The 25,134-nt window shown below is 67.8% G+C and carries 21 protein-coding genes; 14 read left to right on the forward strand and 7 right to left on the reverse strand.

Annotated elements, in window-relative coordinates:
• Positions 1-75: 75 nt before the first annotated feature.
• The 6 genes from ABD224_RS24260 to ABD224_RS24285 form a co-directional block, all read right to left on the reverse strand.
• Positions 76-315, reverse strand: a complete 240-nt coding sequence (locus ABD224_RS24260) for a hypothetical protein (protein ID WP_344053420.1) — start codon at positions 313-315, stop codon at positions 76-78.
• Positions 316-607: 292 nt separating this feature from the next.
• Positions 608-1,357 carry a hypothetical protein gene (locus ABD224_RS24265; RefSeq protein WP_344053423.1) on the reverse strand — a complete coding sequence of 250 codons (750 nt, stop codon included), beginning with the start codon at positions 1,355-1,357 and terminating at the stop codon, positions 608-610.
• A 119-nt stretch (positions 1,358-1,476) separates the two neighbouring features.
• Entirely contained in the window at positions 1,477-1,782 is a 306-nt protein-coding gene (locus tag ABD224_RS24270; RefSeq protein ID WP_344053476.1) for a contact-dependent growth inhibition system immunity protein, read from the reverse strand.
• 907 nt (positions 1,783-2,689) lie between these two features.
• Positions 2,690-3,391 carry a hypothetical protein gene (locus ABD224_RS24275; protein WP_344053425.1) on the reverse strand — a complete coding sequence of 234 codons (702 nt, stop codon included), beginning with the start codon at positions 3,389-3,391 and terminating at the stop codon, positions 2,690-2,692.
• Between the two features lie 152 nt (positions 3,392-3,543).
• Entirely contained in the window at positions 3,544-4,008 is a 465-nt protein-coding gene (locus ABD224_RS24280) for a barstar family protein (protein ID WP_344053428.1), read from the reverse strand.
• Between the two features lie 680 nt (positions 4,009-4,688).
• Positions 4,689-5,381: a DUF4232 domain-containing protein gene (locus ABD224_RS24285; protein WP_344053430.1), complete on the reverse strand. Its 693-nt coding sequence runs from the start codon at positions 5,379-5,381 to the stop codon at positions 4,689-4,691.
• Between the two features lie 613 nt (positions 5,382-5,994).
• Between ABD224_RS24285 and ABD224_RS24290 the strand changes: the two genes are divergently transcribed.
• From ABD224_RS24290 to ABD224_RS24320, 7 genes are all read left to right on the forward strand, one after another.
• A complete protein-coding gene (locus ABD224_RS24290) occupies positions 5,995-6,417 on the forward strand; it encodes a hypothetical protein (RefSeq protein WP_201450895.1) in 423 nt (140 codons plus the stop codon).
• Positions 6,407-7,072: a hypothetical protein gene (locus ABD224_RS24295; protein WP_344053433.1), complete on the forward strand. Its 666-nt coding sequence runs from the start codon at positions 6,407-6,409 to the stop codon at positions 7,070-7,072. Before ABD224_RS24290 ends, ABD224_RS24295 begins: the two co-directional genes overlap by 11 nt.
• A gap of 2 nt (positions 7,073-7,074) precedes the next feature.
• A complete protein-coding gene (locus ABD224_RS24300) occupies positions 7,075-11,847 on the forward strand; it encodes a putative T7SS-secreted protein (RefSeq protein ID WP_344053435.1) in 4,773 nt (1,590 codons plus the stop codon).
• A gap of 13 nt (positions 11,848-11,860) precedes the next feature.
• Positions 11,861-12,622 (forward strand): hypothetical protein, encoded by a 762-nt coding sequence (locus ABD224_RS24305; RefSeq protein ID WP_344053437.1) that lies wholly within the window; start codon positions 11,861-11,863, stop codon positions 12,620-12,622.
• Between the two features lie 270 nt (positions 12,623-12,892).
• Positions 12,893-13,642 carry a hypothetical protein gene (locus tag ABD224_RS24310; protein WP_344053439.1) on the forward strand — a complete coding sequence of 250 codons (750 nt, stop codon included), beginning with the start codon at positions 12,893-12,895 and terminating at the stop codon, positions 13,640-13,642.
• A 58-nt stretch (positions 13,643-13,700) separates the two neighbouring features.
• Positions 13,701-13,988: a hypothetical protein gene (locus ABD224_RS24315; RefSeq protein WP_344053441.1), complete on the forward strand. Its 288-nt coding sequence runs from the start codon at positions 13,701-13,703 to the stop codon at positions 13,986-13,988.
• Between the two features lie 191 nt (positions 13,989-14,179).
• Complete coding sequence (locus ABD224_RS24320; protein ID WP_344053443.1) at positions 14,180-14,929, forward strand: hypothetical protein; 750 nt, start codon at positions 14,180-14,182, stop codon at positions 14,927-14,929.
• A gap of 104 nt (positions 14,930-15,033) precedes the next feature.
• On the opposite strand, the gene ABD224_RS24325 is transcribed toward ABD224_RS24320, so the two are convergent.
• A complete protein-coding gene (locus ABD224_RS24325) occupies positions 15,034-15,849 on the reverse strand; it encodes a transposase family protein (RefSeq protein ID WP_344053445.1) in 816 nt (271 codons plus the stop codon).
• Positions 15,850-16,173: 324 nt separating this feature from the next.
• Between ABD224_RS24325 and ABD224_RS24330 the strand changes: the two genes are divergently transcribed.
• The 7 genes from ABD224_RS24330 to ABD224_RS24360 all read left to right on the forward strand — a co-directional run bounded on the left by ABD224_RS24330 (position 16,174) and on the right by ABD224_RS24360 (position 25,038).
• A complete protein-coding gene (locus ABD224_RS24330; RefSeq protein WP_344053447.1) occupies positions 16,174-16,377 on the forward strand; it encodes a hypothetical protein in 204 nt (67 codons plus the stop codon).
• A gap of 597 nt (positions 16,378-16,974) precedes the next feature.
• Entirely contained in the window at positions 16,975-17,109 is a 135-nt protein-coding gene (locus ABD224_RS24335; RefSeq protein ID WP_344053449.1) for a hypothetical protein, read from the forward strand.
• A 323-nt stretch (positions 17,110-17,432) separates the two neighbouring features.
• Positions 17,433-17,954: a hypothetical protein gene (locus ABD224_RS24340; RefSeq protein ID WP_344053452.1), complete on the forward strand. Its 522-nt coding sequence runs from the start codon at positions 17,433-17,435 to the stop codon at positions 17,952-17,954.
• The gene (locus ABD224_RS24345; RefSeq protein ID WP_344053454.1) at positions 17,954-19,366 is read left to right on the forward strand and encodes a hypothetical protein; all 1,413 of its coding nucleotides are present in this window, start codon (positions 17,954-17,956) and stop codon (positions 19,364-19,366) included. The genes ABD224_RS24340 and ABD224_RS24345 overlap by 1 nt, the downstream gene beginning before the upstream one ends.
• Complete coding sequence (locus ABD224_RS24350) at positions 19,363-20,784, forward strand: vWA domain-containing protein (RefSeq protein ID WP_344053456.1); 1,422 nt, start codon at positions 19,363-19,365, stop codon at positions 20,782-20,784. Before ABD224_RS24345 ends, ABD224_RS24350 begins: the two co-directional genes overlap by 4 nt.
• Before the next feature lie 145 nt (positions 20,785-20,929).
• Positions 20,930-22,051, forward strand: a complete 1,122-nt coding sequence (locus tag ABD224_RS24355) for an ATP-binding protein (protein WP_344053458.1) — start codon at positions 20,930-20,932, stop codon at positions 22,049-22,051.
• Positions 22,052-22,083: 32 nt separating this feature from the next.
• Positions 22,084-25,038 (forward strand): hypothetical protein, encoded by a 2,955-nt coding sequence (locus ABD224_RS24360; RefSeq protein WP_344053478.1) that lies wholly within the window; start codon positions 22,084-22,086, stop codon positions 25,036-25,038.
• Positions 25,039-25,134 lie beyond the last annotated feature (96 nt).

Raw genomic sequence — 25,134 nt, forward strand, 5'->3', positions numbered from 1 at the left:
TTTACGTCTGCCCACAGCCGGGCCGCCGCTGTCCGCTCCAGCCCCCGACGCCCCGATCAACCCACTTCACGAAGATTATTTCGCTGAGAAAACCTCACTGTCCCCTCTTGTGTTGGGGAGGAGTTGCGCAACCTCTCTTTCAGGCTTTCCGCCATATCTGTCAAAAGCCCACACCCCCGACATGACGAACACATCGGCCTGCACTGACCGCTCGTTTTCATCGACGAATTCGAGTTCGGCATCTCTTGGTCTCGGCAACGTCGAGGACCAGAGGTCAAGAGTTGGACGACTTCTTGACGTGACGTAGATCTTCACTCCGCACCTCCTACCAAGGAATCGGCATCCACGGCATGATTCTGACGCGCCTGATCTCTCTCATGGAACCTTCTCACAGCACGAACGCGTCGATGTCACCGTCTCTGTCGACCAAATGGGCAATGCGGCTCTCAAGAGAGATGAGATCCGATCGGATGACTCCTCGCGTCAACCAATAAGGCCCCTCATGGGGAAGCTTCTTGCAAGCGTTCTTAGCGTAGCGCGTTGCACCCTCCGGAGTCGATGAAAAATATTTCGCCTCAACCCCGGGCTTGCTCTTGTTGAGAAAACCTCAATGTCCGTAAAACTCCACGAGCGAGGAGATCATCTCCAGCAGTGCGTCGGCCCGGTGCCGGTCCTCGGACTGGGCGCGCAGGGCCTCGTCGACGGCTCGCAGCCGGGCCAGGGCGGCGGGTTCGCCGTCCATTATCTCGTCGATCATCGGCTGGGTGACCAGGTCCAGACACTCGCTGAACAGCCGGCGGGTGGTGTCGGACGGCGGGGCGGGGTCGGGGGCGGTGAACGCTTTGGCCAAGTACCGGAGCGGGTTGGTCAGGCTCCAGCCGACGACGGTGCCGTGCTGGACGAGGAGCGCCACGTCGGGGGCGATGCCGATACTGGCCTCCAGCGGTTCGTCGAGGACGTCGAGGTCACGCAGGCACGTCAGCATGGCGTCCCCGGGCACGCGACACAGCACCGTGCACATCTCATGCCGGAAGCCTTGGACCTCGTCCGCGCGGAGTCCGCCCGGACGTACTGCGGGCATGATGGGCACACGGGTGGTGGTCTCGGCTTCAGCGGACACATACGGCATCTGGAATTCGGCCCCGACCAGTTCCCGGCTGTTGGGGTCGAACCGGAGGACGTCAGGGGTGTCCCACAGCCACCATTGGCTGCCGAATGTGTTCGCGAGAAACCGATCACGTTCCTCCGCGTTCGTGTAGCGCGCGATGACCACAGAATTACCCGTGAATTGTGGGGTGATGGGCAGCGGATCATCCGTCACCGTGGCGTGCCAGCCGCTGTCGAAGGCCAGCTTCATGGTGAATGCCTCCTCATCTGTTCTGCAGTGCTGGAGCCATGTAGCCATCCTCGGTGGGAATCTTGCCCCTCATGGCCAAGTAGGACTGAACCACTGCCTGGGCGGTAGGTAGGGAGAAATCACGCCTGAAGGCGAGTGGTACTTGTGTCATTCGGTCCTTGCCATAGGCCGTCCGGGAGTGACCGTAGAAACTCTTCTGCTTCCGACTGGATATAGGGTGACAGATCTTGCAGTGTTGTCAGGATCTTCTTCACTTCGTGGGCCTTCTCCGGTGCGGCGGCCCAGACTTCCGGACCTCGAGTCAGAACCGCCGACAGCAAATCGTCGTCATAGAATCCTCCCTCGCCCTCCTCCGGTGCGGTTTCGCGGAGAATTTCAATCGCCAGCGGAAGAAGCCACTGAAGCCCGACATTCTGCCCAATCAGCCGTCACAACTCGTGCGCGGCGAGGCTCCCGATGGGGCGACGCCGCAGGCGATGCACAGCTTTGACCAATCCTGTCGCATCGGCTGGAGGATCGGGCCATCGCTCTCCCTCAAGTTCTTCCAATGAGCGTTCACGGAACGTAGGGCAACTCATGCATGGCCACCTTTGTTGATCTTGTGCAATAGGGTAATGGGGGACGACGGGGTGAGGAAAATTATTTCCGTTCCTCGGCTGAGCATCACCGATTCACGCAGTCCTCCACCAGGCTGTCGATGCGGCCGGAACGGGAGGAGCCGGGGCTGGGGCGGCGAAGCCGGTGGTCAGATACCGGACGGGATCTGTGAGGCTCCAGCCGACGACGGTGCCGTGCTGGACCAGGAGTGCCGCGTCGGGGCGATGCCGATGCGGGTCTCCAGCGGTTCGTCGAGGACATCGAGGTCGCGCAGGCAGGTCAGCGCAGTGTGCCCGGTGCGCGGCAGAGTTCGGAAGTCACCTTCAGGCGGACGTGCCGGCCCGCATCCGCGCGGAGACCGCCTGAGCGGACGAGGGGCGTGGCGGGAACGCGGGCAGAGTCCTCGGCATCGGCAGCCTCAACGCCGGGGATGTGAAACTCGGTGCCGATCAGTTCCCGGCCGGCCCGGCCGAACCGGAGCTCGTCAGACGTGTCCCACAGTCACTCCTGGCTGCCGAAGACGTCCAGAAGGAACCGTCCGCATTCCTCGACATTTGCGTACGTCGCGATGCGTACACGGAAGTCCCGGAAATCGAAACACGGGGTGATGGGCAGTGGATCGTCCGTTGGTGTCATGCCCTGGGCGTCGCCGGGAGCGGGTTTTGTGGTCCATGCCGTCCAGGAAGCGATTGTGCTCGCGTTGTTCGCGAGGAACGTGTCGGCCTTCGAGCGGGACTACCGGCTTCGGCCGGTTCCGGAGCGACGGTATGCGTCCCAGGCCGCGCGCACGGCGGCCCTGAGTTCGGCATCACCGAGGTCGCCCGGTTCGGCGAGGCCGGGGTTGACCGAGTAGTCCTCGAGGATTGTGAACACCTGGTCGAAGAGAGCGCCGAGTGCTCCGTGAATCCGTTCTCCGTTCGCCTGGGATGCACGTCGGGCCTCCCACCAGCTGTGCGCGAAGTCCGGTGCACTACAGCTCCCGTCGGTGAATGCTTCCAGCAGCGTCAGCTGCCGCGCCGCCGCACTGGTCGGTTCGATGTCGCCGGGGTGGGACCAGGCCCTGTGGTCGGGCGGGTAAGTGGCTGCTACGGCCGGCAGGGAAGGGTGCCGTTTTGAGAGCGCGCGCGCATAACGGCCAAAGCGTGCGCGTGCCGTGTCGATCCCCTCGCTGACGGCCGCGGCCATGAAGGCAGCGGTTCCCGCGATCAACATGTGGCCGGCTGCCGGAAAGAGGACGGCTCCTTGCATGTCAGGTGTGCAGAGCAGGAAGGGCGGGCGGATACCCGTGCAATCTTCGGATGGGGAAAGCCGGGAGGGCGTACCGGCCGTCGCGCCCGGGGTGTCGGCGAGATGCGTGCCAAGAAGGTGTGATGCCCCGACAGCACGACAGCCGACCGTGATCCGGCGGGCCGACGCCGCATCGATCTGCACACCCACGGGAACGGGAGCTACTGATTTGTCCCGTAGCCAGGACGAGGCAAAGGTGCCGTCCGCACCGAGCACGGTCCTCGGATCTGTTGACATGCCGTGTCCTGAGTCGGTCACCACATACCGCCCTGCTCATACAAGACGAAACAAGACGAAAGGGTTCAATAGGTGCGAGTTTCGCGGAGCATCTCCTCCTGGGCTTCGGGCGGGCACAGGAGCACGGTCCGGAAGGTGACCTTCCCCTGACCCGGGAGCCCGGGTTTCCCTGCCCAGAACTTCGCGGCGTCATGCAGGGCACGAAAGAGGATTGCGCGTTCTTCGGGACTCTCGGAGAGTACGACATCGGCGTCCTCGATGGTGACGAGGAAGTGCTGAGCGTCGAGCCAGTGGAGATCGGTCAGGCAGTCTCGCAGTGCGTTCCAGTTCCAGCCGAAGTAGTCCGGGAGACGCAGCGCCTCGTGGAACTGGGTGAACACCCCGTCGGAGTCATGCATGTCCCGTCCTCGCACCCGGGCCGAGTGGATCAGCCCGGTGGGAGGCAGGGCGTGCACGACGGAGAGCATGGAGCCGGTCGGGACGACACAAACTCCTGCCTCGTCCCGAGCCCACCAGACGGTGTTGCTCATCTGCCGGTCTCCCTCACCATGTACGTCGCCGAACTCGTGAATGCCGCAGAGGACCCGCCCTCGAACCCCGCTGGAGCCTCGAAGCGATCCATCCGTTCATCCGTTCAGCTGTGAAGTGTCGTCCAGAGTCTGCCCCACTTGGTGGCTCGGCGAGAGTCCCAGCAGGCCTGTCCAAGTGTGGGGGCTGTGGACATGGGTGATCGGGGTTGAGGACGGATGCGAGTCCGAGGGATCCGGGAAGTGTAGCGGCCGGCCTCGTCCCAGGCCGACGTCATGGTAAGTACGCCGCCGAAGACACGCTCGAGGCCCGACCGGGTAAACCCGACAGGGAATCAGTCAGAACGTCGTGCGCTTACAAGATCAAGTACCTCACTTCGGGGATGTATCCGTGGCGTCATGGACGGGCTCTGCCGCTCGGCTCGATGTTGTTTCCGAGGGTGGGAAGCACACCCCTGCCTGACAGCGATCCCAGAAGTCTGGGCGTGTCGCAGTGCCGTCCGTAACGGCCCATCGAGCCCTGGCCGGGCCGTAGGCGGAGCGAGGCGGCCACCTCCATGTGGTCCCCCAGCCCGAGACGGCCCACAGCGGTCGCCGTGGACCGTCTCGGGCTGGGGAAGCGCAACCCCCGATCTCTCACGCGTTCTGGTAGGCCACAGGAAAGCGGTTCCGACTGCGGTCCGTCACTTCGACATGATGAAGTCCAGGGCAAAGCCCGAAGCAGTCGTCCAATAAGTGACGAGCTGACCGTCGTCCGCGTACAACGTGTCGACGGGCATGGGGACGTCGATCGGCTTGCTCACCTTGCTGCCGGGCTTGCGACCCTGGAGGGTGAGGGTGATGTTCTTCACCTCGTACTCGTCCCTGGCACCGCCGCTGACGAGCAGAGCGGCATAGGCCTCCTCACCCGGAGCGATGGTGACAGGCACCCCCGGGTCCGGGTCGCTGTCCTCGATCACGGGGACCGTGGTCTGGCCGTTGCCGAGCCGCACGTAGGGGTAGTGGTAGAGATTGCACTTCTCGTCGCCGACGTTCTGGACGATGATGAGAAGGTGCCTGGCCTCCTTGCTGTCCGCGGGCTCCTTCACGGCGGAGACCGCGAGGCCGTTCTCGGTGCAGGCGGCGATGGTGCCGGCGCCGCCGCTGACACCGCCGTTGCTGTCCCCACTGGTGCTGCCCGAAGCATTGCCCGGCTTCCCCGAAGCCGTCTCACTCAGCTTCGCCAGGCTTGTCGCGTTCAGCTGGTTCGAGGACTTGACCTCACCCGATCCGTTGGCCGCGCTCGACCCACATGCAGTGGTCCCGAGCAGCGCGGCAATCACCGCTGCCCCAATGGCGTAGGACTTCCATCCCTTGGAGCGAACAAGAGCACTCATTGATGTTCCCCCGTGGTCGGCCGTACACGGCCGCTCTTGGACTCTCGGTACGCAAGCAGAGCCTTCACCAAGAACCTTTCTCAATACACCTATTGGGCAGTTCTGTTGCTCATCGAGCACAGGGAGGAGATGGTTCCGTCAAAAAGACGATCAAAGCGTGATCGCGTCGTCACTGTGACGCGGTTGCGAGCGTATGGGTGTCCGGGCGCGCCGAAGACCATGCTCGGCTCCGTGCCGTCCTTCGCGGGACAGGCCGACCGTGCCAACGGAGGCGGGAAACCGGACACAGCTGGTGTCCCACAGCTCCGGAGCGTCACCGCCCACCGCTGCGGACGCCCGTCTGCCACGGCTGAGCAGCGGATCGAACGTACAGGTCATGGCTGGATGACAGGACAGTTGACGTCACGGCCATGGCACCCACCCATCGTCGTGTCGGACTCTCCTGTTCAAGAACCGGGATGACGGTTTCTCAGCATCGAGCACCGCGTGCTCAGCAGGTCAACGAAGCCCGGTGAGAGGTCCGGCGCGTTTCACGGGAGCCACCGCCCCCATCCACACACGTCGTGATCTACGGTGCCATCAGTCACTCATGACACCGCGACGGGGAGGGGCCGTGGAGCAACCCAGAACGGCATTGGCCGAGCGCATAGCCGAACGAAGGGCAGGGATCGGTGATCCACGGGCGTTGGTCGGTGAGATGCGGCGCTCGGTTCTTCTGGTCCCGACCGTCGGCGGCCGCCTCTGGAGCGTGCGCTCGGGTGGGGTGCGGTGGGTGTGCGCCTTCACGGACGAGACGGCGCTGGCCCGCTTCGCGCTTCATCACGGGCCCGGTGACCGGCCGGTGGACTATGCCGCGTTGCTGGGCGCCCGGATCGTGGACGAGATCGTGCCGAGTCTGGGCGAGCCCGCCGGTCTGGCCGTGGACATCGCCGGCGAGGACGGGGCGATGTTCTTCCCTCCGGTCACGGGGATCGTTCCCGACGGCGTCGCCGTCGACACCGACGCGGTGAAGGAGGGGAGTGGCCATGAGCGGTGACGGAACGGACCTGCACTTCGACAAGGCGTCGGTCGCAAAGTTCACGAGGGGCGTGGGCGCCACCATCGACGGGCTGGGCGAGCTGGGCGGCGCCACCGGTTCGGTGATGGGCAAAGGTTTCTCCGCGTTGTCCATGACCGGAATGGAGGCCGGGCACCACGGTCTGGCGGCCGACTTCGAGGACTTCTGCGAACGCTGGGAGTGGGGTGTGCGCGCCCTGGTGAACGACGCCAGCCAGATCGCGAACCGTCTCGGCCTGGCGGCCGGAACGCAGTGGGAGCACGACCAGTACGTCGCGGGCACGCTGAAGGTGGGGGTCAACGCCCTGATGGGCGGCAATCCGCATGCCTCCGAGGAGGAGATCGCCCGGCAGGACTGGGGCGAAGTGTTCACGCCGGACCACTTGAACCCAGACTGGAGTGCCGAGTCGTTCGAGCGGGCGCAGCAGGAGATCGAGCAGACCTGGATGGACACCGGCCGGACGGTCCTGACCGAGGGACAGGTCGGCCGGCAGACGGAAAAGATCAACGAGTCGCTGGGCATCGACGACAGCGAGTGGAACCAGGCGCTGGACAGGACATTCGGGCCGTCGCCCGAGGAACGCGCCCGGCAGGCGCAGCAGCAGAGCGGTCAGGGCGGCGACGGGGGTAACTGAACGTGGGCATCGGCGATTTCATCAAGGACATCACACCGGACTCGGTGGAGAACGCGGTCGAGGACGGTGTCGAATGGCTCGGCGACCGGGTCGAGGACGGCGGAAAGTGGGTCGCGGACCGGCTGGACGACGTCGGCTGGGAGTCCGGCGCGGACTGGGTGCGTGAGCAGTCGCGTTCGGTTGCGAACCGGATGGGCGCCGAGGTCGACGAGATGGACCTGGGGCAGACCGAGGACAAGACCAAGCTGGTCTACGGCAGCCCGGAGAAGCTGCGTTCCACCGCTCGGAAACTCCGCGCCTTCCAGAAGGCGTTCGACGACGCCGGCGAGGGCTTGAAGGGCCTGGACTCCTCGCGGCTCAAGGGCGAGGCCGCCGATGCGCTGCGGAAGGTGATGAGCGCCCAGCCGCCGAAGTGGTTCACCGGAGCCGACGCCTGTGAGAAGGCGGCCTCCGCGCTGGAGTCGTTCGCCGACACCGTGGCATGGGCGCAAGGACAGGCGCAGCTGGCGATCGACAAGTGGAAGGAAGGGGTCAAGGCGTCCGAGGAGGCCGCCGACGCGCACCGCAAGAAGATCGAGGCCTACAACAAGGCCGTCGACCGCTACAACGCCCAGCCCGCCGATCAGCGTGACCCGTCCACGCTGCCGCCTTGTCCCGCCCCGACGTTCCACGACCCGGGCAAGAAGCTGATGCAGGAGGCGCAGGACATCCTCGCCGAGGCCCGCAAGCAGCGGAACACCGCCGCGGAAACCGCTCGCAGCGCGATCCGCGCCGCCCGCGACATGGCGCCGAAGAAGCCGTCGTACGCCGAGCAGGCGGGCGGCGGTCTGCAGGAGCTGCAGATCATGAGCGACCACGTCGGCGGTGGCGTCATCAAAGGCACGGCCGGCCTTGTGAACTTCGTCCGCTCGGTCAACTTCCTGGACCCCTACAACATCACGCACCCGGCCGAGTACGCCACGAATCTCAACAGCCTGGCCGCGGGCCTGTTGGTGGCCGCCAACGACCCCGTCGGCACCGGCACCCAGATGGTCAAGGACTTCATGAAGGACCCGGCCGAGGGCTTCGGCCGGCTGATCCCCGACCTGGCGCTGACCGTGGCCACCGGTGGCGGCGGCGCCGCGGTGAAGGGGGTACGCCTCGCCGAGGAAGTGTCCGACGTCGCACGGGTGCGCAAACTGGTCGACAACGCCCCCGAGGGCACCCACAACCGACCCGACGGCACCCGCACCACCGACGGGACCGACCCCGTCGACCTCGCCACGGGCCACATGTTCCTGCCCCAGACCGATGTGGAGATCCCCGGCATCCTGCCGCTGGTCTTCACCCGCCGCACCGAGTCCGGCTGCACGGCCGGCCGTTTCCTGGGGCCGTCCTGGACGTCCACCGTCGACGAGCGTCTGGAGATCGACCCGGTCGGCGTCGTCCACGTCACCGCCGACGGCCTGCTGATCACCTACCCGCACCCCGTCCCCGGCACCCCCACCCGCCCCGAGTCCGGCACCGCCCACACCCTGCTGGCCCGCGACGAAAACGGCGACTACACGGTCACCGACCCCGACACCGGCCTGGTCCGCCACTTCGCCGCCCCGCCCGGCAGCGAACCCGGCGGCGACGGAGTCGCCTGGCTGATATCCGTCACCGAACGCAACGGCCACACCGTCACCATCGACCGCGCCGACGACGGCCTGCCGCTGGCCCTGGTCCACTCGGCCGGCCACCAGGTGAAGCTGACCACCGCCGAGGGCCTGATCACCGCCCTCTCCCTGGCCGGCGCCGGCGAGAACGGCACCGACCTGCCGTTGATGGCATACGGCTACCAGGACGGCAACCTCACCACCGTCACCAAACCCTCCGGCGCCACCACCACTTTCGTCTACGACGACCGCCGCCGCGTCACCGCCTGGATCGACTCCAACAACAGCCGCTACGACTACACCTACGACGACCGCGACCGCGTCATCGCGGAAGGCGGCGAAGCCGGCCACATCAAGATCACCCTCACCTACACCGAACCCGACCCCGAGACCGGTCAACGCACCACCACCCTCACCACCGCCGACGGCCGCATCACCCGCCACCTCATCGACCGCCGCTGCCGGGTGATCGCCACCACCGATCCGCTCGGCCACACCACCGCTTACACCTACGACAGCCGCGGCAACCTGCTCACCCACACCGACCCGCTCGGCCACACCACCGCCTGCACCTACGACGAGAACGGCCGGCTGGTCCGCGTGGCCCGCCCGGACGGCTCCGAACTGCGCGTCGTACGCGGCCCTCTCGGGCTGCCGACGGAAGTCGTGGGACCGGACGGCGCCCGCACGACCTACGAGTACGACGAGCGCGGCAACCGCACCGCGGTCACCGACCCGGCCGGAAAGACGACCCATTCGGCCTACGACGACGCCGGCCGCCTCACCTCTGTCACCGACGCCCTCGGAAACACGACCCGTGTGGTGTGCGACGCGGCAGGTCGGATCGTGGAGGTGACCACCCCGTCCGGCGCCACCACGCGCACCGAGCGGGACGGGCTCGGCCGTCCGGTCCGTGTCACCGACCCGACGGGCAGGACCACCCGACTGGAATGGAACGCGGACGGACAGCTCGCCCGCCGCACCAATCCGGGCGGCATCGTCGAGTCATGGACCTACGACGGTGAGGGCAACTGCCTTGCCCATACCGACCCCTCCGGCGGTGTCTCACGCTACGAGTACACCCACTTCGACCTCCCGCTCGCCGTCACCCGCCCCGACGGGAGCCGCTACACCTTCGAGCACGACAAGGACCTGCGTCTCACCCGGGTCACCAACCCGCAAGGTCTGACCTGGACGTACGAGTACGACGCGGCCGGCAACATCGTGTCCGAGACCGACTTCGACGGACGCACCCTGACCTACCGCCTGGACGCCGCGGGCCGACTCGTCGAGCGGATCGACGCACTCGGCGGAACCATCTCCTTCGAGCGCGACCAGCTCGGCCGGGTGCTCCGCAAGAACGTCGACGGGAAGGTGACGACCTACGCCTACGACCGAGCGGGCCGCCTTCTCGAGGCGATCGGACCGGACAGCGAGCTCCGCTACCAGTACGACCGCCGCGGACAGGTCAAGACGGAGCTGGTGGACGGCCGCCCGCTCGTCTACTCCTACGACGACCTGGGACGGCGCATCCGCCGGACCACACCCACCGGCCATGTCACGTCCTACACCTACGACTCCGACGGGCTTCCCGCGCAGCTGACCACGGGTGGCCGTGAGGTCGCCTTCACCCATGACGCCGTCGGCCACGAACTGGCCCGTGCCTACGGGGACGCGATCACCGTGACGTCGGCCTGGGACGAGGCCGGGCGGCTTGCCGAACAGCACATCACCGCCGGAGCCCGGGCCGTCAACAGTCGCGCTTACGCCTACCGTGCCGACGGACATCTGCTCTCCGTCACGGACCGGCTGTCGGGCACCCGTACCTTCGACCTCGACCCCATCGGCCGGGTCACCGCCGTCCACGCCCCGGACTGGACGGAGCGGTACGCGTACGACGAGGCGGGCAACCAGACCTTGGCGTCCTGGCCGGCCCACCACCCCGGCAGCGAGGCCACCGGACCGCGCGCCTACCACGGCACCCGCATCACCCGCGCCGGAGGCGTCCGCTTCGAGCACGACGCCCTCGGCCGCGTCGTCCTGCGGCAGAAGACCCGCTTGTCCCGCAAGCCCGACACCTGGCGCTATGAGTGGGACACGGAGAACCGCCTCACCTCCGTCACCACCCCCGACGGCACCCGGTGGCGGTACCGCTACGACCCGCTGGGTCGCCGCACCGCCAAGCAGCGCCTGGCGGCCGACGGCGAGACCGTGGTCGAGGAGATCCGCTTCACCTGGGACGGCCTCACCCTGTGCGAGCAGACCAGCCACCGGCCCGACGTCCCGCACACGGTCGCTCTCACCTGGGACCACCACGACGTCGTCCCACTGGCCCAGACCGAACGTCTCCTGACCGCCGACAGCCGACAGGAGGAGATCGACCGCCGGTTCTTCGCCATCGCCACCGACCTGATCGGCACACCGACCGAACTGATCGACGAGACCGGCGGCATCGCCTGGCACACTCGCACCACTCTGTGGGGCACCACCGCCTGGGCCCGCGACAGCAGCGCCTACACCCCGCTCCGCTTCCCCGGCCAGTACTACGACCCCGAAACCGGCCTCCACTACAACTACTTCCGCCACTACGACCCCGAGACCGGCCGCTACACCTCTCCCGACCCCCTCGGACTCGCACCCGCACCGAATCCCGTCGGCTACGTGGACAACCCGTACGCTGGCTGCGATCCGCTGGGTCTAATGCCCAAGTACACGAAGGAAGAAAGGGCTCAGAAGGCCAGGCAGATCGCCCTCCAGACCATGGATCAGGTCATCAAGAGGGCGCAGGGCGGCAAGATGAGAAAGGCCGGCAATTATCATGCGCACGACCACGGCTTCACTGAGGACATGGTCTTGGAGATCCTCAAGGAGCCGGATGCGGTGTACCACTCGATGGCGGGCAGTGGAAATCTGATCTTCCGTAAGGAGGAAGACATCGTGGTGGTCCGAGCTGACCGTTCCGGGTCAGGGAACGTCATCACGGCATATGGCTCGTCCGGCATCAAGGGGCCTTCCGGGGCTATGGCGCTGGGCGGCTCGCCCAGCGATCCTGGTAAACCGATTACACATGCTGACATAGTCGAGGGAAGAATTCCAACCAAGAAGGGCTACATGGCTCCGGCCGAGCAGATCAGATGAGAAGGAATTCACCATGAGAATCACCTTTGACGGAGACTTGACCGCGACAGTGACGGACAATCCACTGCACATCACCCCGCGTTTCAATTTTCGGGATTTCCGTGTGCGCATCGCTACGTATGCAAATGTAGAGGAGCGCGGGCGGTTCCTTCTGGACACCTTCGGCAGCCAGGAGTGGCTATGGGACTCGCTTGACGAGCTACGGTTCGATCGGGCCACCCGGGAACTGGTCGGCGCCGAGTTTCAAATCCCTGACGTTGAGGCCGCCGATGCCGAGGACTCTGCCCGCGTTCCCACCACACCCCTTGTCCATCCGGGTGGTCTCCGCGCGGACGATGTCCGGGACTTCCGCCTGGAAGTAACCTCTGAGCTCTGCCGTGCCCCCGGGGACACCGTGCTGACATGTCTGCGTGACCTCGATGTCCTCGACGAACCGCTGGAAGCCCGCATCGGTATCGCCCCCGACCTGGCGCTCCTCGTCCAGCACAGCACCATCGTCGGCTGGAGCCTCACAGATCCCGTCCGGTATCTGACCACCGGCTTTGCCGCCCCCGATCCGGCTCCCCCCGCCCCAGCCACTCGGCTTGTATTCACCGAGTGTCTGGACGTCATCACCACACCGCTGCTCGACGAGGTGAGGGAACAGAGTCCAGCCGCCCTGGCCCACCTCAGGGAAATCCACCAGGTCCTGCACGCTCAGCGCGAGGACCGGCACCGCGTCGACGCCCTACTTTCGCTCGTCAACGATCTAGTGGAAAACTATGCGGACCATTGACACTCAGCCGAGAAATGAACTACCTGCAAAATACAACTCGAAAGCACCTCTGAATAAACACAAAGAGCTGCCAGCAGAAGAGTTTCTAAGGTCATTCCCAGACGCCCCGTAAAAAGGACTGGATGAAATGAGTGCCGCTCGCCCTTAGAGGAGGGCTCTCCCCCGCTGCTCAGGCAGTGGTGCGGTCCCACTTGGTTGTGGAGAGCAGGCTTCCTACCAAGGATGGATACATGACTCCAGCAATGCAGAGCAGATGAGACAGCATTCCCCATGAAGCTGACCTTCGACGACAACTGGCACGCCACGGTGACGGATGATCCGCTGCCTATCACCCCGCATTTCACGGGTGATTCTGTGGTCATCGCGCGCTACACGAACGCGGAGGAACGTGATCGGTTTCTCGTGAATACATTCGGCAGCCAATGGTGGCTATGGGACACCCCTGATGTCCTCCGGTTCGACCCCAACAGCCGGAAACTGGTCGGGGCAAAATTCCAGATGCCGTATGCGTCCGCCAGCGCCGAGACCACCACCCGTGTGCCCATCATGCCCGCAGTACGTCCGGGCGGACTCCGCGCGGACGAGGTCCGCGACTTCCGGCATGAGATGTGCACAGTGCTGTGCCGCACGCCCGGGGACGCCATGCTGACGTGCCTGCGTGACCTCGATGTCCTCGACGAACCGCTGGAAGCCCGCATCGGTATCGCCCCCGACGTGGCACTCCTCGTCCAGCACGGCACCGTCGTCGGCTGGAGCCTGACCAACCCGCTCCGGTACTTGACCAAGGCGTTCACCACCCCCGACCCCGCCCCGCCGTCCGACACCACCCGCCGGCTGTTCAGCGAGTGTCTGGACCTGGTCACCCAGCCGGTGATCGACGAGATCATGGACGGCGAACCTGCCGCCCTGACCCGGCTGCGAGCCGCCGACGAGGCCCTGCGTGCCCAGACCGAAGACCGTCACCGGGCCGACGCACTTCTGGAGACGATCTCCTCGCTCGTGGAGTTTTACGGACATTGAGGCCAGCGGTGAACGGGGGTTCACATTGAAGTCTCACGACTTCATCAGCATTGTGCGAATGATCCTGGACGTTGATGCACAGGCACGAGAACGCGCGGCCGACGAAGCGTGCGACTACGTGAAGGCATATACACCTGCCCAGGCATCGGCTCTGGCGACACTGCTGGCGGCAACCGCTGCCTCTGAAAGGGAGAACTCCGCCCTGGAAGCCGAGTTGCACGCCATCATCGAACTCACCTCCACCGACCACGTCGGCCTTGACCACATCTCACCTCTGCGTGAGATCGTCCTCGACGACCTCCCTCCTCAGCTCCGCGACTATGTCAGCGACCTGCTGGAAGGATGAAAGTCAGAACGGACAGCCGGTGCCGTCCGGTCCAGAACAACGCCGTACCGCTGAAGAGCCGGACGAGACGAGGCGTCAACGTGCCCTGCAGACCCCGGCACATGAAGGGGATGGGCGGACGGTACTCAAGGGATGGAGAAACCCGTTCTTTTGTGGCATCAAATCTTCGACAGCAGCCGACAAGGACCCGAATGACCATCACCTTCAATGGCACCTGGCGCGCGACGGTGACGGACCATCCACTGTCCATCACTCCACGTTTCAGAGGTAACTCTGTGATCATCGCGCCCTACGCGGACGCGAAGGAGCGTGTGCAGTTCCTCGCGGACACCTTCGGCAGCCAGGACTGGCTGTGGGACGACTCCGACGTCCTCCGGTTCGACCCGATCAGCTGGCAGCTGGTCGGGGCCGAGTTTCGGATACCGGAGGAATCCGCCTCAGCCGAGGACTCCGCACGCCTTCTCGACATGCCTGCGATACGCCCGGGCGGGCTCCGCGCGGACGAGGTTCAGGACTTCCGGCACGAGATGTGCACAGTTCTGTGCCGCGCGCCCGGGGACGCTGTGCTGACGTGTCTGCGCGACCTCGACGTCCTCGACGAACCGCTGGAAGCTCGCATCGGCGTCGCCCCCGACGTGGCACTCCTCGTCCAGCACGGCACCGTCGTCGGCTGGAGCCTGACCGACCCGGTTCGCTATGTGATCAGCGGGTTCAATGCTCCTGACCCCAACCCGCCCTCTCCAGCAACCCGTCGCCTGTTCACCGAGTGCCTGGACTTGGTCACCACACCGGTGGTCGACGACGTGGCGGACAGCGAACCAGCCGCCTTGGCCCGCCTGCGGGCCGCCGACGAGGCTCTGCGCGCCCAGCCCGAGGACCGGCACCGGGCCGACGCACTACTGGAGATGATCTCCTCGTTTGTGGAGCTTTACGGACGGTAAATCTCCTCCGATTCACCTGATCCACGCCGGCCGACAGCCGATGACGTCTCCTGTTCCCGGCAACGGCATGAGTGGAATGAGTTCATGGCTGCAGTGAGGTTTTCTCAACGCCTTTCGTTCCACGCGTTGTTGAGGACAAGGGCGGCCTGAGCGATGGCTCCGATGCGGCTGGGGCTGAGCGTGACATGTTGCAGGGCACGCCAGCGCTGTTTGAGTTCGGCGGCGGCGCGCTCGCCCAGGGCTCGGATGCCGCGCAGGAGCCGGTTGTGGGTGCGGGTGTTTGCCGCCAGGGGGGAGGCGATGTCGGGGTGCGGGCGGAAGGGGGTGTGGATGCCCTGGCCGGCGCCGGTGTAGCCGACATCGGCCAGCGTCGGCAGACCCTGGCGGGCCGCGGCGTACAGGGCGGGCAGGGCGTGGATGCGGGCGGCGCGCAGGTCGTGGACGGATCCGGGTTCCACGTCGGAGACCCACAGCAGCTGTCCGTCGGGGGCGGCCACGAACTGGATGTTCCCGGCGAAGTGCCGGGCTGTGCCGGAGTACCACAGGTCGGTGCCTTTGGCGGTGGTGCCGGCCACGCGGTCGCAGGCGATCAGGGTGCCGTCCAGCACCACGTGGCTCAGGCCCTGCTCACGGCAGCGGTCCAGGACTTCGTGCAGGTTGGGGGCGTGCTCGGCCAGGACGTCGATGCCCTCGTGCAGATACCGGTAGCCGGTGGCCTGGGAGATGCCGGCGTCCCGGGCCAGGCAGTGCACGCAGGTGCGGTGGCGGAACCAGCGCAGCACCAGCACCGCCTGCCGGAACGGGCCCAGCGCGCGGGAGCCCCTCGGAGTGCCGATCCGGCGGCGATGGCCGGCCAGCAACCGGGCCACGTACTCCACGACGTGGCGGGGGACATCGAGCATGGCAACATAGGGAACCAACGTGAAGCCTCTGGTGCAGCGGACGATCTTGTGGTGAGAACCGTCCTACCAGGGGCTTTACGTCTGCCCACAGCCGGGCCGCCGCTGTCCGCTCCAGCCCCCGACGCCCCGATCAACCCACTTCACGAAGATTATTTCGCTGAGAAAACCTCAGTGACCGCAATGCTGGAAGAGCTCCGGGACATGGTCCCGCTGACCGCCGAGGGCGCGGCGGGAAGGTTCGCGGTCCAGGAGTGGACGCCCGGGGGCAAATCCCGCGACGGTGTGGAGACGTCCTGACGCAAGGACGGCATCCGGGGATGGATCCAGACGTTCCGCAGCGGGGTGGTCCGTGTCTCGTTCGCCGTCTGGATCCGCGATGTCGACGAGTCCGGTTGCTTCGACGACCTGGACGCCGTCTACGAACAGGGCGAGCAGGCGCTGGCCACGCTCCTCCTCGAGATCGAACATTCTCCGCTCGCCGGCCACCTTGCCGAGGCTGAGCTGACGGCCACGGACAAAGACGAGTTCATCGCGGCCCGCAAGTGAACCCTCGACGGACGGGTCCTGACCGCCGGTGTGGTGCAGAGGACACCGATCTTCCCGTGATGGTCGCGGTCACGCTGGAGGAACCCGCGTCCGCCTCGGCGTGAGTTCGTTTCATGTGAGAGCCGTTCCTGTACGAGACGTGCAGACCTGGAACGACGTAGGAGGGTGGCCTGCCATGCTCTTTTCGTAGAAGTGGGACTGGGACTCCCTGGAAACGCTGAGCATTCCGGCGTCCGAACTTCGGACGTACCTGGAACGCCTTCTCGGGGAGGACCCCGATGAGCGGGCCCGTGCCGGCCAGGTTCTCTACTGCGAGGTCGCCAACCAGGAGTACCTGTACAGCGCCGCCGCTCCCTGCGTCGACGCCCTGACGACCTGGGCCGCAACGGGTACGCCGCTGACGCCGCAGGCCGTGAGTCTCCTCGAGTCCATCCTGAACGCCAGGAATACCGGTGTGCGTGCCGGCTGGAGGGCGGATCCGTCGATGTCACGGACTACTGCAGAAGCGAAATCCTTGCAGCGCTCCCCCAGTTGCTGAGCCATGCCGACGGTACGGATGCCGAGTACTTTCACGAGATCTGCAATCTCGTTCCCCAGTTGGCCGATTCGTCTGTCGAGGTGGTCGACTTCCTGCGCAAGTCCGTTGCGGCGTTCACGGGAGAGCTGCACCAAGCGGCCGCCGACGCACTGAAGGAGGCCGAAGAAGTGGCCAGGGAAGGCCACATGCGGTAGAGGCCATCACTCTCTGACGTGGCGGGGCAAACCGCAGTCACCGCCCACCATCGGCGCGGGATGTTCCGTGCGGCGACGCGGCCGGTCGGCTCCGCCCGACGGCGGTGTACCACGCCGTTCACCGAGGACGGCACCGGCGGCGCCGCGCCTCCTCCGCGTCACGGGCAGCCGTACCGCCACCACGCTTCCCTGAGCTTCCCTGACCGCCTCCCCTCCCCCACGCGGCTTCCAGGCGCCCCCCAACAGCGCTCAAACCGCGTTGTCAGTGGCCGCAGTTAGCTTCGATCACGTTCCGCCGAGGTGGCGTGAACGTTCCCTTTCGCATGCCTGGAGATGGTGCGTTGTCGGTGTGGGAGAAGTCGAGCACGGCGCAGGTGGTGCCGTTCTCGCGGCCGCGGAAGCTCGCGAAGGTGCCGTTCGTCGAGTTGGCCGACGGGCGGTTGCAGGGTGTGGTGTCCAGTGGGTCGGACATCGGGCGCGTGTATGTGTCCTCGGTCGAGGCGGGGACGTACGCGTTCGCATGCAGCACCAACAACAACCGCCCCTGCGGCGGGGCGCACGGGTGGTTCTGCAAGCACATCCGCGCGCTCGTCGGTGAGGCCGTGCTGCAGTACGGCGTCGAGCGTGTGGCCCGGTATCTGAAGGTCGAGGTCCCGGACGACGGAGCCGACGCGGCCTCCGTCATCGACGCCATGACCGCCACGCGTCCCGCGCAGGGCGACCGTTCGGCCGCGGCGCAGGTGTTCAGCCGGTTCCTGCGGCATCTGGCGTATCTCGAACTGGAGCCGGTCACCGTCCCCTTGCCCGAGATGCAGTGGTTCCCGACGACGAGGGCGGTGGCCTGATGCGTGCCGATCTGCTGACCGACGCCGTCGACGGGCTCGACGAGGCCCTCGCGGCCGTGGACGGTTTCGACGAGGTTCTTGTCGCCGGCCTGCTGCGTCCGCAGCCCGCCCAGGCGGAGGGGCTGTTCGCGCTCGCCGATGCCGTCGCCGGGTCCCCGCTGGCCTCGCGGGTCGCCGAGGCGGCCGAGAAGGCGGCTGCCGGCGCCGCGGGCGAGGATCACTTCATCGCGCTGGCCGCCGCCCGTACCGCCCTGCTCGGCTCCGTGCACGACGCGCTGACCGTGCGGGTGGAGGAGGCCGTCGGACGGCCGCGTGCCGAGGAGGGCGCCGACGGGGCCGGCTCCCCGGGTGACGGCGACGAGCACGCCGCCAATCTCCATGTGGCTGCCCGTGAGTGGCTGTGCAATCTGGCGCGGGCCGGCTGGAAGGGCATCGACCACGAGCTCGTCACCGGGGCCGCACCCGTGGTCTCCGCGATGCTGCCCGACCCGGCGCTGCGCCGTCCGGCCACGCTGCTCGACGGCTTCGCCGCCGAACTCGCCGCCTCCTGCCCGGGGGCGACCCTGGAGCGTGTTCCGGTGCGCCGCTGGGCCGACCTGTGGTCGCGTGCCCTGCTGCTGACCGTGCCCGGTGCGGCCCCTGCGCCCGCCACGGCCGAGGTGAGCGGCCGTCTGCTGCCGCTCGGGATCGACCTGCAGGAACACGCCACCGCCGTACAGGCCCAGGTGCACGCGGTGTTCGAGCCCGCGGACGGCGGTGTGCCCCGGCTCGTACGGGCCTCGGTGTCCGCGCCGAAGCCGGACACGGTCGTCGGAGCGGGGCTGTGGCAGCTGCTGCGGCCGCGCATGTCGCTGCTGGCCGCCGTCAGCGAGGGCCGTGCCATGGAGCTGGACGCGATGCCCGTCACCGCCGAGGGCGACCTGATCTGGGACGACGCCCGGGCCCGTACGGGTGAGCCCGCGGAGATCTTCACCACCGCCCGGGTGGCGCTGCCCACCGCGGCCGCCTTCGCGACCGCGCCCCTGGACCGGCATCCGGCCCGGATCGCGGTGCCCGTCCTGGTGGAGGGGTACGCCGTCGAGGAGGAAGAGGAGGAGGACGGTGCGGTCGCCTTCCGGATCGCCGGGCAGCGTCTCTCCGTCGACGCCGGCCGGATCCCGGCCGCCGGTCCGCTCACCCCGGAGGCCGTCGCCTCCTCCGGCGCGTGCATCGGGCTGCTGCGGTGGGACGCCGGGGAGTTCCTGCTCCAGCCGCTCGCCGTCGAACGGAAGGCGGGGAGGAAGACCGTCGCCGTGCACGCCGGGGCCTGGGCCGGAGGGACGACGGACAAGGCGGGCGTGCGGGCCGAGAAGGCAGCCACCGACGCCGTCGAGGTGCTGCGTGAGCGCGCCGGAAAGCTGCTGCGGAAATGACCGGACAGACCGCGGAGAAGATGCCCGCGCCCGATCCGTACGACAACCGGCGGCAGGTGCTGTACTGGCGTCTGCTGGCCCGTCTCTTCGACCCCGAGGAGCAGGCCGCCCTGGAGTCGGCGAGTCTCGCCGTCGTCGAGGACATCGGCCTGCCGCCCGCGCTGCTCGACCCGGGGACGTCCGTCGACTCCGTCGTGCAGCGGCACCCGGAGCTGGCCGCCGAGTTCGAGGGGCTGATGACCCCGAAGCCGGAGGAGGACGGTGCGCGTGACCGGGCCGCCGAGGTGCGGCGCGCGGCACTTGTGTCGAAGGTGCTGCTGAACGTCTTCGCCTCCGCCCCCGGTACGGTCACCGCCGGGCAGCTGGCCCGCTGGCAGTCCGACGCGGGCTGGCTGGAGCGGGCGCTGGGCTGCCGGCCCGGTGAGCTGCGCGGCGGACGCGGCAGACACCGCGTGGGGACCGGAGGCGGGGTCAGTCCGACCGGCACCGGTGTCGGCAGGCCCACGCCCGACCTCAGCCGGCTCGTTCCCGAGATCGGCCCGGAGCTCGGCGCCATCGAGGCGGACCTGGTCAAGCGGATGCATCTGCGGGAGGTGCTGGCCGACCCGCAGCTGGCCTCGCAGCTGACGCCGAGCATGTCCCTGATCGAGCAGTTGCTGTGGGACAAGGACAACCTCTCCGGGGTGGCCCTGGCGAACGCCAAGGCGCTGATCCGCCGTTACATCGACGAGGTCGCGCAGGTGCTGCGCACCCAGGTGGAGAAGGCCACGGTCGGCGAGATCGACCGGTCCGTGCCGCCCAAGAGGGTCTTCCGCAACCTCGATCTCGACCGCACGATCTGGAAGAACCTGACCAACTGGGACCCGGAGGAGGAACGGCTCTACGTCGACCGTCTCTACTACCGGCACACCAGCCGCAAGACGACGCCGCAGCGGCTGATTGTCGTGGTGGACCAGTCGGGCTCCATGGTCGACTCGATGGTCAACTGCACCATCCTGGCCTCCATATTCGCCGGACTGCCGAAGGTGAACGTCCACCTGATCGCCTACGACACGCAGGCGCTGGACCTCACGCCCTGGGCGCACGACCCGTTCGAGACGCTGCTGCGCACCAAGCTGGGCGGAGGCACCGACGGCACCGTCGCCATGCAGCTCGTCCAGCCGAAGATCGCCGAGCCGCGCAACACCGTCGTGGTGTGGATCTCCGACTTCTACGAGTGGCGCTCCCATGAGCTGTTCGAGAGCATGGCCGCCCTTCACCGCTCGGGGACGAGGTTCATCCCGGTGGGCTCGGTGACCAGCTCCGGCCGGGGCAGCGTCAACCCGTGGTTCCGGGAGCGGTTCAAGGACCTCGGGACTCCGGTGATCTCCGGTCACATCAAGAAGCTCGTGCACGAGCTCAAGACGTTTCTTACCTGATCTCACCTGATCTCGCCTGATCTCACCCGATCTGCCCGATCACCGAGCACGCCTCGCTCGGACCCGTGTCGTTCGGACCCGTGTCGTTCGAGCCTTGCCGTTCCTGCCGTTCGCTCGTGATCACCGTACGAAAGGCTTTTTTCTCATGTCCGACCTGCTGCGCGCCCCTGCCGAGATCAAGTACACCGAGGAGCTCGACTGGCTGGAGTCGATCGACGACAACCCCAAGCCGTTCTCGTGGCGTCTGTCCCCGAAGATGGTCCGCGTGTTCATTCTCGGCTCCGAGCCCTCCGACGGCCTGGACCGCGAGATCCCGCGGAAGTGGTTCGGCGACCGCAGTTTCGTGGAGCGTGCGATCGTCACCCTCGCCTCGGACCGCGGGCTGCTGCTCATCGGCGACCCCGGCACCGGCAAGAGCTGGCTGGCCGAGCTGCTGGCCGCGGCGATCTGCCGCAACTCCACGCTGGTGGTGCAGGGGACGGCCGGCACCACCGAGGACCACATCAAGTACTCCTGGAACGTGTCCATGGTCATCGCCAAGGGCCAGTCGCGGGAGTCGATGATCCCCTCGCCGATCATGACGGCCATGGAGACCGGCGCCATCGGCCGCTTCGAGGAGCTGACCCGCGCCACCAGCGATGTCCAGGACGCGCTGATCTCCATCCTCTCCGAGAAGTACATCTCCGTTCCCGAACTGGAGAGCAGCGGCAGCGACAACATCGTCTTCGCCAAGCCCGGCTTCTCGATCATCGCCACGGCCAACAGCCGTGACCGGGGCGTCAACGACCTGTCCTCCGCGCTCAAGCGCCGCTTCAACTTCGTCCGCATCCCGGTCGTGACGAACAAGAAGAGCGAGGCGGAGATCGTCCGCTTCCGCACCGAGGAGCTGCTGCGCCGGCACGCCATCGACCTGGAGGTGCCGCCGACCCTGCTGGACGTGCTGCTGCAGAGCTTCGCCGATCTGCGGGCCTCCGCCGCGGCGGCCGGCAGCGACGACGAGAAGCTGGAGTCCGCGCTGTCGACGGCCGAGCAGATCGGTGTGCTGGAGGACGCCGTGCTGCACAGCAACTTCTTCGGCGAGCGCACCCTCACCGCCCGTACCCTCGCCTCCTCGCTCGTCGGCTCCCTCGCCCGCCGCGAGCCGGAGGACCTGGCCATCCTCAACAAGTACCTGCACGGTGTCGTCGAGCCGCGCAGCAAGGAGGAGGGCGGGCACTGGACCGAGTTCCTCGAGGGCGGCCGCGACGCGATCGCCACCCTGTCGTGAACGGCGTGAACGTTGTGAACGGCACGCACGCGATGAGCAAGACCACCGGAACCCACGACAGCACGTTCTCCGCGCTGCGCGAGCAACTGCAGCAGGCGGCGGCCGCGTTCGCGGGCGGGCCCGACGCCCTGGAGGAGATCCTGCTCGGCATGGTCGACGACGTCGACCGCGCGGTGCACGAGCCGCTGGAGATCTTCCCCGTCTGCCACCACTCCCCCGCCTCGGCGCTCGCCATGGCCCGGCGTCTGCGCGAGAAGCAGCCCAAGGTCGTCTACCTGGAACTGTGCGAGGACATGGCACCGCTCCTGACCGAGCTGCGCAACTGCCGGCTGCCGGTGGCGGTGCAGGCGTTCGCCGGGGACGTCGACGGCTTCCCCCGGGAGTGGGCGCCGCTGTCGGTCGTCGCCCCGGTCACCGAGGCGTCCGCCGAGTACCAGGCCATCGCCTACGCGCTCGACACCCCGGGCGTCGAACTGGTCCTGGTCGACCGGTCCGCGGACCACGTCTTCCAGTGGGACCTGCGCGACGGGCGGACGGCGAGGAAGACCGACGACGCCCCCGGAACCTCCGCGGACAAGGCGCCCGAGGCGGAGGCCGCGCTGCACGGCGAGGCCGTCGGCGTCGAGATCGGCGACCTGCGGCCGCGCTTCGCCGAGCTGGAGGAGCATCTGCTGCGCCACGGCAAGGTGCGGCACTGGTCGGAGTGGTGGCACCAGTACGTCGAGGTGCCGCTCGGCACCAGCGACCACGACACCTACCGCCAGGTGATGTTCCTCATCGGCAGCCTGTTCCGCCGTCTCGCCCCTGGCGACGTCGGCCGGCTCCGGGTGGACGAGGACCGCGAGCGGTACATGTGGACCCGGATACGCGAGCACCTGGCGGCGACCGGCACCGCCCCGGAGGACTGCCTGTATGTGTGCGGCGCGTTCCACGCGGTCAGCCGTGTGGAGGAGTTCGGCCTGCACGGCACCACTGGCACGTTCGAGATCCCGCCGCGCACCGGCACCACCTGGCAGTACGGGCTGATCCCGTCCAGTCATGCGGCGATCGAGGCGCAGTTCGGCCTCGCCCCGGGCTCGGTGTCGATCGCCGCGGCGGAGTGGGCGAAGGCGCTCAAGCGCACCCGCGTCCAGCCGTACCGGCTGACGGGCCAGGCAGGGGCGAAGAAGTCCTCGGCGAAGAAGTCCCTGACGCCGAGGCCCCGGGGCGGGCAGGCGGCGGTTCCCGCGCAGGAGCCGCCGGCCGGGGACCGGCTGTCCGGCTTCCTGCGCCGGCCGCCCGTCCTCGACGCCCTGGACGAGGCCGAGCTGCTCGGCTGGTCGGTGGACATCGTGCGCGCGGCACGGCGCAACGGCTATCTGGCCTCCACCGCCGACGCCATCGCCGTCTTCGAGACCTCGATCCTGCTCGCCGGGATGCGGGACCGGGCCAAGCCCACGCCGTACGACTTCCAGGACGCGGCGGTCACCTGCATCGAGAAGGACACCGTGCCCGGGCGGCGGGACGTACGGCGCCTGGTCGAGATCATGATGGGCGGCGACCGGGTCGGCCAGGTGGGCTACGAGGCGCTGCCGCCGCTGGCCCGTGACGTGTACGACCGGCTCGCGCCGCTGGGGCTGAAGCTCCAGCAGCGCACCGTGCAGCGGGCCCTGCTGGACATGGCCTCCCAGCCGGAGCTGCGGGCGTGCTCCGACGTCCTGTGGATGCTGCGGCGGCTGATGCCGCACGGCGCGGCACGGCCGATCATGGGCGAGCGGCGGCTCGGTGAGCGGTCGATCCAGGAGTCGTGGGACCTGGCGCTCGGCAAGCACCAGCGGGCCCTCATCGAGCTGGGCTACGAGGGGGTCAGCCTCGAGCAGGTCCTGGAGCAGCGGCTGCGGCGCGAGGCGTACGGGCCCCAGGCGACCGCGGGGACCGTCCTGGCGGCGGTCGAGGACGCGCTCCTGTACCTGAACAGTCACCGCCTCGCCGACGAACTCGGCACGCACGCGCTGAAGGTGCTCGCCACCGAGCGCAGCGTCGACGGCGCGCCGGAGGTGCTGCGCCGGATACGCGGGCTGCTGACGTACTACCGCACCAGCGAACCGGCGCTGCCCTCGTGGATCGAGTCGTTCGCCAAGACCGGCTACGCCCACTACTGCACCCTGCTGCCGGTGGCGTTCCGGGACGAGGACGCGACGGTCGGGCAGGTCGCGGCGATGCTCGGCTTCCTGTTCAGCATGGAGGGCCTCGCGCTGTCGCTGGGCTGCGACCGGGCGCAGCTGGAGCTGGCGGTCGCCCAGTCGCATCCCGAGGATCCGGCGAAGACGGCCCTGCTGTGGGCGGCGCAGGTGCAGCTCGGCACGCTGTCCCGGGCCGAGCTGCGCAGCCGGTGCGACGCCCTGCTGGACAATCCGCTGGTGGTGCCCGCCTATCCCCGGTACCTCAGTGGCTTCGTCCACGCGCTGGAGCCGGTGCCGGGGCTGGCGGACGTGGTCGTGGAGGCGGTGTCGAACGCGTTCGGGCGGCTGCCCGACGCGGTGCTGCTGCCGTGGCTGCCCCTGCTCATCACCACCTTGCGGTCCGGCGCCGCGGAGCTCGCCCCGCTGCTGATCCGCGAGGCCGGACGGCTCTTCCCGGGCCGGCTGGCGGACCTGGACGCGTGGGTGCCGCCGTGGCGGATGCCCCAGACCCCGCCCGCCACCCGCCGGACGCGGTCCGCGGGGCACGACCGCCGGGGCGTCGCCCTGCTCCCGGCCCACCCGGCGACCTGCGACGCGGTGGCGAAGCTGCTGGGCTGCCCGCAGGGGTGGGCGCAGGCCGACGTCCCGTCCCCGTCGGGTGCCGGGTTGCTGGCCGCGCACCCGGCGACGTGCGACGCGATGGCGGACCTGCTGGGCTGCGACGGCCCGTGGGCGGCGTCCGGCCCCTCGCCTTCGGGCGCCGTCCTGACGGCCCGGCATCCGGCCACGGCGAAGGCCCTGGCCTCCCTGCTCGCGCGCACCTGACGGGCCCACGAGCACCTGACAGCCATGCCTCACGGCACCGGCCGGGTCCTGGGGACCACACCAGGATCCGGCCGGTCCGGCTTCGGCCGTGCCCCG

The organism is Streptomyces thermoalcalitolerans (genome assembly GCF_039525155.1).
Lineage (GTDB): Bacteria > Actinomycetota > Actinomycetes > Streptomycetales > Streptomycetaceae > Streptomyces > Streptomyces thermovulgaris.